We start from the raw sequence: 14,870 nt of genomic DNA, 5'->3' as shown, positions 1-14,870 counted from the left end.
CAACTTATTTGTCTTCAAACATTGACTTGCTCCAACTCTCCCACTTTCTCGGTTGGCACTCCTTATATTTGAGCACAGCCTTCTCCGCCCACTCCCTTTGAGAAGTGAGCGGAGCTTCTGACTGCCGATTTTCTCGGGTAGAGACATCTTCTGCATGATGAGTTTTTTGGGTATTGTTGGCGGCTTCGTATGACACGCGCCAAAGCGCCAGAAACAGCAGTGAATATAACGGCGACAGCCAGCTATTCATAGATCTTCACCTTATATCCAACAGCCTGAAATCCACGGCTCAGCAAATCAACCCAACTCTCAACCGACTGCTTGGTCATCTCTTCAACTTTAGCATTGTCGCTATGGCTCATACGAAGTTCGAAGCCCCGTTCGCCCTTTTTAATGACCACTTCCACCCGGGCTACTGCATCCCTGACCTCTGGCGGCGCCTGACCCATCTGTCGGCTCATCATCCGGAACATCATCTCCTGGGATTGGGGTGAGCTGGCCAACTGCATGAAATCAAACATCTTTTTCCTCCGTTTCGTTTATCTTGTATCTCTCGATAGGTTGCGGATTTGGCGGCGGTTGGATACCAGGTGAGCCAGGCGGTGGAGCACCTGGCATCATGCCCGGCATCGGCATACCGAACATCTGGGACAAACTCTGCATCGACTGCATCATATTCATCAAGCGGCTGAATGGATCGTCGTTCTTGCCGGAAAGAATCTGACGAATCTGATCGAGCGAGCCGCTGACCTGGGTGTTATTCTGGGAGATGGCACCCAGGAGGTGAGCCGCCGTCTCGTGGGCTGCTCGGTCGGCGATTTCTTCGCTCGAGGCTTTAGCCCTGGCGGCCGCGGCGTCTTGCTCCTCCCTCGTTTCCTTCATCAGACTGAGAATGGGGATCATCCGCTTGGCATCGGCTTCAGCGGAACCCTTCTGAATGTTCACAAGATCCATGACCATGAGCATCGCCGCCCGGAACTTCATAATCGCCCGAAGCTCGGTCTCTTCTTCGGGGGTGCCGCCCATGTACTGGCGCAAGACCGCCTCCGGGGCGATGACCTCCATGCCGCCACCCATCTTGCGCACTAGGGGGAACTGCCCGTTCGCTTTCTCCTTTTCATCCGCCTTGTCCGATTCCCTGGCGCTTTTTAGCTCCTCGCGAATGATCTTTCGCAACTGCCCCTCGGACACTTGGGGAGCGCCGTCGGCCGGGGCTTTCGATGCCGCTAAGACCTTCTGTACCTGGTTTCGGGGCACATTCAGTTTTTCGGCGATCTTGCGTTGCGACATATTACCGCCCGCAAGTTCCTTCACTTTTTCGACAAACTGGTCATCCATATAACCTCTTTTTCAACCGCCAAAGCTAAAGCGGTTAGCCGCTGGTTTCCGTTTTAATCGTAAATCGGCTGTAAACCGGTTGCGCCTGACAAAGCTAAATGGTTGGTTTTCAACCACTATAAAACTCCCTGATTTGAAGCTATTTTGCCTGGTGGGGGGTCACCCCCTCCACCACTTCGGCCTCATCGAGCACCCAGCCCAGAATTCCGGCCAGGGCGGTGATGAGCTGCAAGGCGCTGGCCGACAGCGAACCAAACCACTGGCGGATAAACTCCTGTTCGGCAGGCGGAGAATCGGTGATGACTTCATCGACATTCGCCCCGGCAGTGAGCAGGTGCAGGGCATCCTCCGGAAACGGCCGGGCGCCTTTAAAGTAACCCTCGGAGCGGGTCCTTGTTCTCTTTGCCTCGATGATGGCAAGGATTCCCCGGTAATATTCCAGCTTCTGCCTGATTTCTTTTTCAGTCTTCACCCTCTAATCCTCCCAAAAGTAATTTAACCGCCTTGTCGACGCCGAGCTGCGGGGCGAGCCTGGCCACCCGGATAGCATCCCGTACGTTTTGTGTCAGCCCATCGAGACGGTTGGCGACCTCCGAGGCAAGCTCCGGGCTAAGGCCTTCGGAGCGGACCAGCACGCCCTTCACGACGGTGAGGTACTCCGCCCGGCCGTACGGGTTGAGGTTTCGGACGGCAAAGCGAGACCTAAGTTCCGACGACAGCTTCTCGCACCGGTTCGACGCAGCGACCACCCAAAGGGGATTGTTGATGTTGAGCTCGCGGCCTCTTTTAGCCCGGACCAGCCTGCCACCTTCCATCATGGTCAGAAGCGCCGCAGTGTCGGAGGCGTTCATCTTGTCGATCTCGTCGATGAGAAGCACCCGCGGCTCGCGCTCGGCGACCAGATCCCACAAGCCGGCCTTCGATGTCGCCGAACCCACCAGCCAGATTGCTTTCTCGCCGCCGGCCTTTTCGATGTCCCAAAGAAAAAGCGTCTTGGCCAGCGCCGGCGGACCGGTCAAAAGGACATGCACCGGCTTTTCGGCCAGAAGTGAGGCCCTCAGAAGCTCTTTTACGCCGTCATGCCCGATGATATCAGCGAATAGAGAATCGGCCTCCGCTAATTTCGACCCCTGGTGCGTCTGGGGAGGAGTCTTTTCAGCCGAAAGCAGCCTTTTGCCGAGTTCGCTTAAGCGGTAGCCGGTGAAGGAGTTGGAGCGGAAGACATTTTCGATGTAACCTTCCTTGAACAGCTTGGCAAGCGTCGCCGGCCAGATCTTGACGTGGCGCCAGCCCCAGCCGATGCGGTAGTCCTTGTCCATATCCACCGACCCTTCAAACCTTAAGATCTCGGAAAGAAGTTCCAGGACGTTTTCATCTTTCATGCCTACCACCTATTCTCAACGGAAATCTTCCTGAAGGCCTCGGTCACCAGCTGGGTCAAGTACTCGGTGCCCTTGATGCCGGCGGTATCGGGGTGAATCTTTCTAAGCAGGTCGAGGTAGCGGCGCCTAACCTGTTCCTGGGGCATCGACCGCTCGCAACCGAGGACACGGTACGGGTCGTGGGTCGGTGGCTGAGGTGGCGAAGGCCTCCCGGCCGAGACGTCCATGCCGAGCCTCCGGGCGAAGCTCATCACCACGGCCGGGTCGGCGGCGCTTGAAAAGAGCTCGCACATAAACACCTGGAGTTCATTCGCCAGGTCCTGCTGCATCCGTTTGATCCGGTTGAAACGTTCTTCCATGGCGCTACCACCAGAAATGGCCGCACAGGATCCCCAGGAAAAAGCCGATGAGGATCTGCCACCAGTACTTGCCGCCAAACCGCAGAAGCAGCATGCCCAGGCCGAGAAAGATAAGCATGAAGACGAGGGGCGACTTCTTCTGGTCGTCTCGGATGATCTCGGTCCACGGCCGGCCGCCGATTTTTCGCCACAGGCTTTCGTACAGCCTTCCCAGGAACTCGATCATGATTTTGCCTCCTTCTTCTTAAGCCAGCCGCGCTCCTCCTGGGGCACCTTCGGTACTAGTTGGTCGCAATCCGGGCAGTTCTGGCAGATGTCGAGCACCAGCGGTTCGCCGCGGGCGAGCCGCTTGATGTCGAGGCTGCCGGTGCCGGCCTTGAAAGACAGCGGGTAGCCGCGGCGGCAATAGATCCGCGCTCCCAGCACCCGGGCGTGGTTGCAGTCATAGAGCGAGCGCCTTTTCTTCATATCGTCCTCTCAAAAGAAGGGCCGGGGACCTCATCATCACCGAGGGCCGCCTTACCCCTGCGCAAACCGTCCGAACCGTCCGCACTGTCCGCCTCACGATTGGGCTTAGCTTTGGGGTTTGGCGGACGGTTTGCGGGCGACTTCGTAAAACCGTCCGCCAAAACAGCGGATTCAGCTTCAGACGGCGGACGGTTTGAAAAAGCCGCTCCGAAACCGTCCGCCGGATTTGTATCTAATGCGGACGGTTCGGACGGAGCGGACGGTTTTCCAGGGGATACGGGGCTATCGTCTTTGATGCCATACATCGAGCACAGTCTTTTCGCCCTTTCAGTCTCCCAGCGGATAGTCCTTTGACGGTTCTTGCCGATACGGTCCTTGGCAAAGCCCAGCCGTTTGGTGAGGTGGCCGACTCTTTCGGGGGTAAGTTCCGGAGCTTCTTCATCAAGGCGATTGGCCTTGGTGGCGATGCTCCGGGATGTTAGTTCGGCGCCTTCGGTGTTCAATTCGATCATCGCCGAGAGCACCCGTCCGGCATCGGACTCCCGGCGCCGGGCATAAAGAGATTCCTGCAGCCGGTGAACGAAATTGCCCAACGCCTCGACCATGGCGCCGTCACCATTAAGCATGGCCTTCAAGGGAATCAGGATCTCCTGGAGGCGCGGCTGAAGGTTGGGTTCGAGAAGCTCGTTGCCGAAGGTCTTGCCCTTCAGACGGCACAGGTTGTTGAGGCGGAAGGTGAGAAGCTTCGACCTGAGCCTGCCGACCTCGGCATCGAATGACTGCGGCAACACCCGCGGAATGTCATCCCGGGTTAAAGGCATCATCTCGGAAGTGAGGCAGCGGCTCTCTAACGCCTCGTCGCTAAACTGGAACCTGGTCGAAAGTATCTTGGGACCGAACACCTGATAGCCGCGGGGAAACCACTTACCGTTCTCTTTGTCAGCCCGTAGCACAGGCATGCCCGGGCGGTAACCGTTGTTCAAAAGCTTCACCATCTCTGCCCAGGCGGTTGAGTCCTTGAAGTCGGCCTCATCTAGCACGAGAGTCCCCCGGAATTGCTCGAGAATTCGGAAAATCGGGGCTGGGGTCGTGGCGCCAGAAGCAAACATCGGCCGAAAGCAGATGCTGCCGACGACCTGCAGAAACCGGGTTTTTCCGGTGCCCCAATCGCCGATCACCCGGAGGTAAGGAATCGACGGGGCGAACTCGTAGACCCAGGAAAGTAGGACGTATAGCGAGGCGATCTCCTCGAAGTCTGCCGGCAGCTCAAGGTAGTAATGGATGAAGCGCCTGATTTCAGCGAACAGCCTGGCCTGGGAGTCGTAAGGCGATGCTCCCGGCGCGAAATGAACCACGTGGCCGACCAGAAGGTCCGAGGTGGGCAGGTAGATTGCTTTCGGCGTCTCGTACTGGTAAGCCTTCTTGACCGCGCCGTTTGACGCGACCATGAAATAACGGTCTTCGTCGTCGACGACCATCTCGCCGACGGTGCCGTCGCGGAGAATGAACCCGGCGACATACCTCTCCTTATCCTCTTCCTCGAGTCGGAATTCGCCCACCAGGGCTTCGGCTTCGGCAAGCGAGTGCTTCAGGAGGTAGTCATCGATGCCTGTCTTCGCTTGACCTTCGAGCTGCGGCAACTGGACGATCTGGAGATTTGCCCCTTTGCGCCGGAGGTGCTCGGCGATATGCGATAGGGCCTTTCTCACCGGCTCCTTGGTCGCGATGTCCGAGTCGAAGGCAAGGTACACCTTCCGGTCTTTGACCGCGATGTGGTCCCAATCGGCAAGGAAGGTTACCCCGCCGAATTCGTTCTTGCCCTTGAAGCCCCAGACTCCGGTTACTGAAATGGCGCAGGCGCCGTGAGTGGCCAGGGCATCGGCTTTCTTCGAGCCTTCGGTGATCCATAAAGGTATCTTTGGATTGCCGAGACCTTTTTGACACCGGGGCAGGCAATCGAGGCGATTTGCTGATCCTGCCGGCAACTCGTACTTGACCACCTTGCCCTGGGCGTTGGTGCGAGGTTTATCCGACCGGAATTGGTAGCCGGCCGCCTGCCCGTCGACGCCCCACAGGGGAATCAGGAGCCCGGGCACCCGCTGCTGGGATGATGCAAAGCCGAGCCTTCCTAGCTCGGCCTTACACACGATGCTGCGGTATTTCCGCTCCCGGATAATGTCGAGGTCGAGCCCGGTGTCCTCAAGGAGGTGCCTCAAGTGGCGCTCGAGGAGCTCGGGCACGACCTCGCTGAAGGCATCGGGAGTTGCGGCCTTGTCGGCGCAAAGGTCTTTCGTGGCCATGTTCTTTTAGCAGGAAGTATCGCGTTCGATAGCCTTTAGGAAACGGCTCAGGACTTCGGCAGAAAACTTCGCCGGCGGCAGCGGCCAGTTGAAGTCGTCCAGGTAGACGCTGATGTGACAGTTCTTCTCGAACCATGCCTTGAGCTGGTGTTCCCGGATGTCGAGCTGCCAGACCTTACTCTTGGCCTTGTCCCAGAGGGTGATCAAGTCTTTTTCGGTGATACCCTCCTCGAGCTTCACGAAGCCCTTACCGAGAACCTCTTCAGGGAAAAGGTCATCCGGCGCCGCACTGTCGGGCGGCGGCAGGAGCAATACCTCGCTCGGCGGCATCTGGGCGAACTTCTGGATCTCGGCCAGGGTGGAGGGCGAGGTCAGCGAAAGCACCCGGACGGTCTTCTTCTTACCCTCGACATCGACCTCTTTCTCGATAAGCCTGAGCGACAGCGGGATCATCGACAGCCGGCCGCAAGCCCTCCTGATCAGGTCCAGGCTGGAGTTCACGTTGACGATGGAATGAAACGAGCCGGTGTCGAGCTGATAGACGCCGATGCCGGGGCAGTCGGGGACGAGGAACTGGAGATTCATCACCCGCTTGCAGCGTCCGGTTTCGTAGTGGGCGCATGACTTCGGGGCGCAGGCGATCTCCCTAAGCTCGGTCTCAAGATCCTCGTGTGTAGCGATCTGACCCGTCTTTGTGTTCACCCTGGCCACCGCCGTTTCGCCGTCGCCGCGGCAGATGAGACCTCGGTAAGCCGAATAACATCTAAGGTACTGGCTGGCCCACTGGTTGGGGTCTTCGGTCGGCAGCATGACCGAAAGCTCGGTCGGGCGGCCTCCGAAGACTTTCTTCACCTCATCCGGGCAGACGAAGTAATCGGTTGGAACCGGGTAAGAAAACCCTTCACTCGATTCCCTCGTTAGGCCCAGCCTGATTTTGCCCAGCCTCGGCAGCCTGATGACTCCGGTGACTCCCTTGATCGGCATTTCCCTTTCCCTCCGTTTCAATTTCCTTTAATTTCGCAAGGTCCATTAGATACAAGCGTGCGATCATGCGGGCGAGTACTCTCAGGCCCCTCTCCATGACTTGTTCGTCAGTCTCGCCCCTCAACTCTGTTTCCGGGCTTTCGCCAGGCTCTCTCTTTGTCCCCGGATTGTCCTTGCTCACCTTGTCCAACTCTTTGTTCTTGCTGGGCTTCTTGTTTGGCATCACAAGCCTCCTTCTTCTGCTTTGCGATCCTGATCTGCCTGGCTTCTTCAGCCAGCTCTTCCATATAAGCTTCGGCGATCATTCTGGCAAGCATCTTGAGGCCGTTTTGCGGCGTGTATTCCATCATTGTGTGTGCTGCCCGTTTTCTTCGATAGCAAACAGATCGTCGAAAGAGTAGCCCTTGAAAAAATCGAGCAGGCGCTCCCTCATGAAGGCCGAGGGTTGCCGCTTGCCGGTGACGATCTGGGACAAGTAAGCCCGTGACATGCCGAGCTTTATAGCGAGACGACGCTGGGAAAGGTTCCGCTTGACCAGGGCTACGTCGAACTCTTGCCGCTTGAGCCTCACCTTGACCACTGTATTCTCCCTAGCAAGCGTTTTGTTTGCTGTGTAGTATAAACATCAGCCGCTAAGTCGTCAAGCGGTAACTGTCGCCATATTGTTTCTATTTGTGTTCTATATTGTTTGCAATTCTGTACACTGTATGCTATACTGCCGGGCGGAGGGTAGAACTATGGCAGATTTCGCACAGTACCTAAGAAGCCTCAGAAAAGAGAAAGACCTCTCACTCCGGGACGTCCAGGCCCGGTCCGGCGTCTCTGGCTCTTACCTGGCGCAGATCGAACAAGGACACAAGCACAAACCCAGCGCCGAAATACTCAAGAAGCTCGCCCCCGTCTACGACGTGCCTGTGCGCGACCTGATGAAGGCCGCCGGGTACCTGGAGGAAGCGGTTGGTGATCTCAGTGAAGAATTGGAGGTGGAAATGGCCTTCCGGTACGTCATGAACGATCCCCGTTACAAGTCGGGCACCCGCCTGTCCGGTGAGCTCACTACCGATGTGAAGCGTTTCATCGTTGAGATGTACGAAAAGGCCACCGGCAAGAAGCTGCTGCCCGGAGCGTAAGGGATGAAAATCTCGAGCGATCTCCGCTGCTTCTGCTACCTTCTGGCCAGAAAGTACGGCAATCCACGCGCCTTGACCGAAGAGCAAAAAGCCGATGAATTCAGGAGCGTCTACCTTAAAAACTTACCCCTGAATATGCGGACCCTGCGCGCCGTAGCCTTCGCCTGCGGTATCGACCTGAAAGAAATCGAGCGGATGCCCCACAATCTCAGGGGCTACCATGAAGTTATCGGCAGCCGGAAAAACATCTACTTCAGGAAAGACGACACCGTCTCGGGCATTCAAAACACCATCCTCCATGAGATCCGAGAGATGATGGAGACGCTCTTTGCTGAAACTGACTCAAGCTATGAACCGCTGAGGACCAGCGCCCGGCACATGGCGGCGAACTCGTTTGCCACTGCGGTGCTTCTGCCCAGGGATGATTTCGTGAAGAAAGTCTACGAGACAGGCCTCGATGTCATCGACCTGGCTTCTTTTTACTCCAAGAGTTGCGCGCAGGTGCTGCTTCGGATGGGTGAAGTCCTTCAGGGGAAACTCTTTCTTTATACCGCCCTCTATGAGCCGGCAAGCGAACCCAGCGGCTGGTCGGTAGCTTACTGGACGGGCTGTTCAAACGAAGAAGAACCCGAGGCCAACGTTTATTCCGCAAACGGTTTGTTTCCTAGAAAAGGTCGAGGTGTCTCAGCAGACTCAATCGTCGACCTGGCCTTGAAAACTGGACGGCCCCATTTGGGCCGGATAGCCCTTGGACATGATGAAGACGTCGAGCTCCTGGCCCTGGCCAGGCCGCTTTTGATCTCGGATGAGCCGGTGAAGGCGGTGCTCACCGTGGTCCTTCGCTCTGACCGGGACAAACTCGATCCTCAACTCGACCGTATATGCCCTGTTGAAATCGAAAAGTTTCTCAAGAGTTTTTAACTTCAGGAGGCGCTTCAATGCTGAACGATACAAAAAGAGTGGTGGTTTATGCCCGGGTTTCTTCGGACCGGCAGGACGTCGACCTGTCCATTACGGCACAGTTGAAAGCCCTTCGGGACTACGCCTCGAAGCACGGATACTCGATATTGAAGGAATTCGTCGATGAGGCAGAGAGTGGCCGCAGCACCGCCCGGCCGGCTTTTCGGGAGATGATCAGCCTGGCTCGGGCCAAGCAGCATCCATTCGAGATGATCCTCGTTTGGAAGCTCTCGCGGTTCGCCCGGAACCGTGAAGACTCGATCATCTACAAGTCCCTACTGAGGAAACAGGGCGTGCAGGTGGTGTCAATCAACGAACCTATCGAAGATACTCCTACCGGGCGGCTCATGGAAGGCATCATCGAGGTCATCGATGAGTTTTATTCCTCTAACCTGGCTCAGGACATCACCCGGGGCCTTCGCGAGAATGCATCGAGGGGTTTCTATAACTGCAGCCGCCCGCCATACGGTTATTCCAGGATGAAGGTCCGGGACGGTGATAAGGAGCGCAATACCCTGGTGCCCCATCCCGAGCAAAGCCCTATCGTTCAAAGGATATTTAACGACATATCCAACGGTAAAGGGCTCAAAGAAATCGCCAAGGCCCTCAACAGCGAAGGGTTGTCGGCTCCTTGCGGTGGCAAATGGGGCAAACAGCGCCTTCACAAGATACTCACCAACGAAGCCTACGTCGGCAGGCTCATCTGGGGCAAGTTCCACAAAGGCAACAACAATCTGCCGCCCATCATTAAGGATGATGCCTGGCCGGCGATCATCGAGAAGACCCATTTTGAAAAAGTCCAAATGACGTTGGCTTCAAGAGCGCCGAAGGTCATCCACCCCAGGGTCACGGGCAGTACCTACCTGTTGAGTGGAATGATCAAGTGCCAGAAGTGCGGCGCCGCCTACATCGGCTACGGGGCGAAGTCCGGGCAGTTCCATTATTACGTCTGCGGCACTACTTACAGCAAGGGTAAAGAAACCTGCCCCAGCCAGCATTTACCCAAAGAGAAAGTGGAGAGCTTCATAGTTGCCAAGGTCAAGCACTTTGTCCTGTCAGATGAAAATCTTCTGGAATTGATCAAGCAATCGAATCTCGAATTCGGCCACGCCAGCTACAAGCACACCGAGAAAATGGAAGCACTCGACCGGGAAATCGGGGAATGGCGGCAGCGTCTGGACCGGATCTACGAGTTCATCGAGACACGGGCAATCGATCCAGGCCGGATGGCCGAGCGGATCGCTGAACTTCAAGACCGAATTAATGAATTGAAACAGACCAAGCTCGACATGGAAGAGAACTATACATTGCAACGGGCCAAGCTCCTTGACCCGCAAAAGGTGCTCTCTTATGTGGCCCAGTTGCGAGAATTCCTGGACACCAGGGGCATCATCGAGCGGAAGGCTATACTCAGGTCATTTGTTGAGAACATCAAGGTCGAAGATGATAAAATAACGGTGGAGTACACTATCCCGTTCCCACCGGATAACGTGATGAAGGAGACGGTCTCGGTTCTCGATATCGTCTCTTCAGCTCCACCAAAGGAAACCAAAGGCAGAAATTCCTCAGCGCCCCCCCGAAGCGACAGGTTTATTCTCAACTTTCCTGCTCTCTCCGTGTTACAATTGTTCCGTGAGAATACCCATACCCTTCGCCAGACTTTTCACTGCCGCCAGTTTAATCATCACACTCGCCGGAGTTTCAGCCTGCAGCCGACCGGAGACCGCCCTCCTTGGCGGCAGCTGGGACGACCTTTCGGTCTACCGCGACAACCTAGTCCAATCCGGGGAAGCGGCCCTCGACTCCCTTCAGGAAGCCTCGGTCTATCACATGGACCTGACCATCGACCCGTCGCTGCAAACCATAAGCGGCCGCCTGCAAGTCCGTTACACCAATCAGGAAACCACCGATCTTTCGGACCTGTATTTCCAACTTTTCCCCAATTCAGCCGGGGGCAGTGTCACAGTTTCAGAGGCGAGAGTGGACGGCCGGCCGGTTGAAGCCTCGATTATATCCGGGGGCACGACGCTCAGGGTGCCGCTGGCCAGACCGCTCCAGCCGGGGGCGGCGGTCACAGTCCAACAAGACTTCAGCGTAGCTATCCCGCGCAGCCTCGCCGGCAGTCCCGGGTTATTCGGCTATTTCAACGGCATTCTCACTCTGGACTGTTTTTACCCGGTCATACCGGTGCACGACGACTCAGGCTGGCATATCGGGCCAGCGCCGGACGGCGGCGACCATACGTTTCTGGACACGTCATTCTATCTGGTAAGAGTTAAAGCGCCAGCCTCAATGACTCTGGCGACCTCCGGAGTCGAAACGGCGCGCTCAGTAGACGGCGCCGACCAGGTAGTCACTTTTGCCGCCGGCCCGGCCAGGGATTTCTTCCTGGCCGGCAGCGACAAATATGCAAAAATGAGCGCGACATCCGGCGAAACAACGATCAATTCGTACTACCTGCCGGGGCTGGAGGGCGGTGCCGATACCGCTTTGAAAACCGCCGTTGAAGCCCTTGAAACCTTCAATCGGAGACTGGGCGAATACCCGTATACCGAACTAGATATCGTACCGCTGCCGCTGCAGGGCGGGGGCATCGGCATTGAGTACCCCGGGATTTTCGGTGTCGCCGCCAGTGTTTATCCTCTCGAGCTTACGCTGAAAACGACCGTCGCCCATGAAGCGGCGCACCAGTGGTTCTATAACGCCGTGGGCAACGACCAGATCAATCAGCCGTGGCTTGACGAGGCGGTCAGCCAGTATTTCACCGGGCTGTTCTTCCTCGACACCGAAGGCCCTGCCGGCTGGAACAGATCCCTGACCGAGTGGCGAAATTTCTGGAACCGGGCCGGATCAGCGCCGATTCCAATCGGGTTGGCGGTTGGCGATTATACCCTCAACCGCTACGGGCCGATAGTTTACGGCCGCGGCCCGCTATTCCTGAACGCCCTGGCTGCCGAGATAGGCCAGGCGGTCCTTGATGAGTGCTTCCGCGGCTACTACCAGGCCAACATCTGGGGCATCACGACTACCGCATCATTTCAGGCCTGGTTTGAAGCCTGCTCCGGGCGGGACCTGGATGCCATTTTTTCGGGCTGGGTGATGCCGTAAACCGTTCCACAAGGGGCTGGCGCAAGCTAAAATCTAAGGGATCCAAGGTTACAAGACGGTTGTAATTTTCCCTGATTTGCATTAAGCTTTCATATATTTCCCGGTACCCCATCTCGGTTGCGGACAGTTTGTCCGGGGAGAATGAGATGAAACGCTGGCGCTGGCTGCTCCCAATAGCAACGCTGATAATGCTGTTACCGGGCTGCACTTCCAACGCCAAATATCAGGAAGCTCTGGACCAAAACGCCGCCCTGTCTTCCCAGGTTGCCGACCTAAACAGCCAGATCACCAATCTCAGCGGCCAAGTCTCAACTCTTCAAACAAACTACGAGAAAATCTCCAAGGTGTTTCCACCCCGTGATTTTACCAGCCTACAGGAACTGAAGGACTGGGTAGCCAAGGACAAAACCGACCAGCAGCCCGCTCCGGCAACTATCGAAGAATTATATTCCCGCGGTTTGAAGATGCAGCTGGCAGCTCTTAATGACGGGTTCATCATTTCAATCGACCAGGAATTTGTCACCGACGCCTTTTTCTTCATCTTCGGCATCGCGGTAGTCAATAATGAAATCTGGGTGTGGGATATTGAGGACGATGACCTTTACCAGCCGATCGGCTGGGGCACGGTTACCCGTAATTCCTGAGATGTAAGTACTTGCCGTCTTATTGGAGGGGATAATGCGCAAAACAATTCTTACCGGCCTTGTTGTGCTCCCGATAGTCCTGATGGGATTCGCTGCGCCGACAGCCGCCGCCGACCCTCCCAGAGAAGTGACAACCATCCAGGAAACCCTCGGCGTCAACAACCCGAAATTTCTATCTGGCGGAGCCTACCTCTATATAACGCACCAAACGCCATCGCTGGTGAACCTGGTTGACAGCGGTATGCTGACCAGCCCGATGCCCGGCAGCACCCAAGCGGTCGGCGGGGCCGCCGCCGCCCTTATCCCCTACCGAAGTCCGGTAGCCAGTTTCAGCCGCAACATTTTAATCTCCAGGGACTTCGGCAACATCACCTACCAGACCGAGCCTCATATCTCGGTCAATCCTAAGGACTCCAATAATTTGATCGTCGGCATGATCGATTACAACTTCCCCGGGGTGGTGACGTATTCCAGCTTCGACGGCGGAGCCACCTGGCAGGGTCCTTTCCAGCCTAAAATCCCGCGGCACCAGTTTGCCGGCGTCGGCGACCCGGTCACCGCCTTCGGCAAAGACGGCACGGCTTATATCTGCCAGATGACGGTGACCCAGGAAAAATTCGAAGTCGGCGGCGTTGTCGGTTATGCCGAGGTATCTTCGATAATCGTCAGCCGTTCGACCGACGGCGGCCTGACCTGGAGCGAAGCCTCCACCGCCATCCCCGGAGCGGTATTCTCCCAGGACTACCAGGTTCCCGAGGGCGAGCGGGCCCGGGGCGATGTTTACAGCTTTTTTGTTGACAAGCCCTGGATGACGGTTGGCCCCTCGCCTACTGACCCGACCAAATCAATCATTTATCTTACCTTCACCACTTTCATCGAGGTCGACACCCTGGTGTGGCTTGACGAACTGCCGGCACTCAATGTTGTCGAAGAAGTGGCGGTTATCGAGATGGTCAGGAGCGAAGACGGCGGTAAGACCTGGACCGAACCGGTAGAAGTCAGCCCGTACGTTTATACCACCGCCCACGGCGCCGAGCAGGACCGCCTGGTGCACGGCTCTCAGCCGATGGTTGCCCCGGACGGCACCCTTTATGTCGCCTACCTGGACACCTGGGTTGACGGCGCCTGGGAGGGCGACGCCGAGATCATGGTCGCCACTTCCAAAGACAAGGGACAGACTTTCACCAGGCGGGCGGCAGCCCATTTTGTGGAGATGGATTACCTGCCGCGGGGCGCCAGTTTCCGGGTGTGGGCAACCGGTTTCCCTCAGACCGCCCTGGGACCGAACGGCGAAATTTACATCGCCTATACCGCCTACCCGAGCGACCGGGCTACCGATTCCGGCGATATATATATGGTTGCCTCAACCGACGGCGGCCGGACATACTCGCTACCGAAGAAAGTAAACGATGACGTCTCGGATCACCTTCAGTTCTTCCCTTCCATCGCCACCGGCCCGGACGGCAAAGTCCATATGATGTGGGGTGATACCCGGGATGACCGCGGTGAATTGACCTACCACATCTATTACTCTTCTTCCACCGACGGCGGCAAGACCTGGACGATGAACGCCAGGGTCACCGACTTCCCGTCCAATCCCAACCTCGGATTCCCCTACGGCGCCTTTATCGGCGATTATTTTTCGATGAAAGCCACCGGTTCCGACGTGTACATGGTCTGGGCCGACAGCCGCCTGGGCGAAGTCATGGGTTACAATCAAAAAATCGGCTTCGCGCGGCAGCGCGCCATGCCGACGCCCCAGCTATTCCTTTCGCCGCCGGCCGGCGCCGCCGGGCGGGACGTTATCGTCCAGGGCAGTAACTTCCAGCCGGATTCCGAGATTTTCATCTCTATGGGCGGCGTAATCATCAGCACCGGTTTCACCGACCTACAGGGTAACTTCATGCAAACCATCTATGCCCCCATTGCCGGTGAAGGCGCCCGCGACATCGCCGTCTCCGACATATCCGGCAACGTGGCGCTGGCATCATTTTTCACTGAGTTCGGCTTCGATACCTTCGAAAAGGGTCTGGCTGATCTTTCAACAAAAATTGACGGGATGAACGCCGCGCCGCCGGAAAACGAAGGGGGAAGCAACGACTGGCTGGTGGCTACGTTGGGCGGCGCCCTGTTCGTCAGTCTGCTGGCAGTCCTGGCCCTGTTCATCAGGATGAGGCAATCGAAATAATTCATCAAC

18 protein-coding genes are annotated in these 14,870 nt (G+C 56.9%); 6 read left to right on the top strand and 12 right to left on the bottom strand.

The window, feature by feature from the left end; translation table 11 throughout:
• Positions 1–4: 4 nt before the first annotated feature.
• From ABV300_RS03560 to ABV300_RS03505, 12 genes are all read right to left on the bottom strand, one after another.
• A complete protein-coding gene (locus ABV300_RS03560) occupies positions 5–250 on the bottom strand; it encodes a hypothetical protein (RefSeq protein WP_353715156.1) in 246 nt (81 codons plus the stop codon).
• Positions 243–521 carry a hypothetical protein gene (locus ABV300_RS03555; protein WP_353715155.1) on the bottom strand — a complete coding sequence of 93 codons (279 nt, stop codon included), beginning with the start codon at positions 519–521 and terminating at the stop codon, positions 243–245. Before ABV300_RS03555 ends, ABV300_RS03560 begins: the two co-directional genes overlap by 8 nt.
• Positions 514–1,338 carry a hypothetical protein gene (locus ABV300_RS03550; protein WP_353715154.1) on the bottom strand — a complete coding sequence of 275 codons (825 nt, stop codon included), beginning with the start codon at positions 1,336–1,338 and terminating at the stop codon, positions 514–516. Before ABV300_RS03550 ends, ABV300_RS03555 begins: the two co-directional genes overlap by 8 nt.
• Before the next feature lie 139 nt (positions 1,339–1,477).
• Complete coding sequence (locus tag ABV300_RS03545; protein ID WP_353715153.1) at positions 1,478–1,810, bottom strand: hypothetical protein; 333 nt, start codon at positions 1,808–1,810, stop codon at positions 1,478–1,480.
• On the bottom strand, positions 1,800–2,720 hold the full coding sequence (locus tag ABV300_RS03540; protein WP_353715152.1) for an AAA family ATPase: 921 nt from the start codon (positions 2,718–2,720) through the stop codon (positions 1,800–1,802). The genes ABV300_RS03545 and ABV300_RS03540 overlap by 11 nt, the downstream gene beginning before the upstream one ends.
• Positions 2,721–2,722: 2 nt before the next feature.
• A complete protein-coding gene (locus ABV300_RS03535) occupies positions 2,723–3,079 on the bottom strand; it encodes a J domain-containing protein (protein ID WP_353715151.1) in 357 nt (118 codons plus the stop codon).
• 4 nt (positions 3,080–3,083) lie between these two features.
• Positions 3,084–3,305, bottom strand: coding sequence for a hypothetical protein (locus tag ABV300_RS03530; protein ID WP_353715150.1), 222 nt, complete (start codon positions 3,303–3,305; stop codon positions 3,084–3,086).
• Positions 3,302–3,547 carry a hypothetical protein gene (locus tag ABV300_RS03525; protein WP_353715149.1) on the bottom strand — a complete coding sequence of 82 codons (246 nt, stop codon included), beginning with the start codon at positions 3,545–3,547 and terminating at the stop codon, positions 3,302–3,304. The genes ABV300_RS03530 and ABV300_RS03525 overlap by 4 nt, the downstream gene beginning before the upstream one ends.
• Positions 3,544–5,847 carry a DUF3854 domain-containing protein gene (locus ABV300_RS03520; protein WP_353715148.1) on the bottom strand — a complete coding sequence of 768 codons (2,304 nt, stop codon included), beginning with the start codon at positions 5,845–5,847 and terminating at the stop codon, positions 3,544–3,546. Before ABV300_RS03520 ends, ABV300_RS03525 begins: the two co-directional genes overlap by 4 nt.
• A gap of 6 nt (positions 5,848–5,853) precedes the next feature.
• The gene (locus ABV300_RS03515) at positions 5,854–6,831 is read right to left on the bottom strand and encodes a hypothetical protein (RefSeq protein ID WP_353715147.1); all 978 of its coding nucleotides are present in this window, start codon (positions 6,829–6,831) and stop codon (positions 5,854–5,856) included.
• 107 nt (positions 6,832–6,938) lie between these two features.
• Entirely contained in the window at positions 6,939–7,181 is a 243-nt protein-coding gene (locus ABV300_RS03510) for a hypothetical protein (RefSeq protein WP_353715146.1), read from the bottom strand.
• Entirely contained in the window at positions 7,178–7,411 is a 234-nt protein-coding gene (locus ABV300_RS03505) for a helix-turn-helix transcriptional regulator (RefSeq protein WP_353715145.1), read from the bottom strand. Before ABV300_RS03505 ends, ABV300_RS03510 begins: the two co-directional genes overlap by 4 nt.
• Positions 7,412–7,568: 157 nt before the next feature.
• Between ABV300_RS03505 and ABV300_RS03500 the strand changes: the two genes are divergently transcribed.
• The 6 genes from ABV300_RS03500 (at position 7,569) to ABV300_RS03475 (ending at position 14,861) form a co-directional block, all read left to right on the top strand.
• Positions 7,569–7,961 (top strand): helix-turn-helix domain-containing protein, encoded by a 393-nt coding sequence (locus ABV300_RS03500; RefSeq protein ID WP_353715144.1) that lies wholly within the window; start codon positions 7,569–7,571, stop codon positions 7,959–7,961.
• Between the two features lie 3 nt (positions 7,962–7,964).
• Complete coding sequence (locus tag ABV300_RS03495; protein ID WP_353715143.1) at positions 7,965–8,882, top strand: hypothetical protein; 918 nt, start codon at positions 7,965–7,967, stop codon at positions 8,880–8,882.
• A 17-nt stretch (positions 8,883–8,899) separates the two neighbouring features.
• Positions 8,900–10,921 carry a recombinase family protein gene (locus ABV300_RS03490; RefSeq protein WP_353715142.1) on the top strand — a complete coding sequence of 674 codons (2,022 nt, stop codon included), beginning with the start codon at positions 8,900–8,902 and terminating at the stop codon, positions 10,919–10,921.
• Positions 10,902–12,029, top strand: coding sequence for a M1 family metallopeptidase (locus ABV300_RS03485; protein WP_353715141.1), 1,128 nt, complete (start codon positions 10,902–10,904; stop codon positions 12,027–12,029). Before ABV300_RS03490 ends, ABV300_RS03485 begins: the two co-directional genes overlap by 20 nt.
• Positions 12,030–12,175: 146 nt before the next feature.
• Positions 12,176–12,673: a hypothetical protein gene (locus ABV300_RS03480; protein ID WP_353715140.1), complete on the top strand. Its 498-nt coding sequence runs from the start codon at positions 12,176–12,178 to the stop codon at positions 12,671–12,673.
• 34 nt (positions 12,674–12,707) lie between these two features.
• Positions 12,708–14,861, top strand: a complete 2,154-nt coding sequence (locus ABV300_RS03475; RefSeq protein WP_353715139.1) for a sialidase family protein — start codon at positions 12,708–12,710, stop codon at positions 14,859–14,861.
• Positions 14,862–14,870 lie beyond the last annotated feature (9 nt).

Source organism: Dehalogenimonas sp. 4OHTPN (assembly GCF_040448695.1).
Taxonomy (GTDB): Bacteria; Chloroflexota; Dehalococcoidia; order Dehalococcoidales; family Dehalococcoidaceae; genus Dehalogenimonas.
Note: the sequence above shows the minus strand (reverse complement) of the source record. Positions and strands in the feature narration are given on the sequence as shown.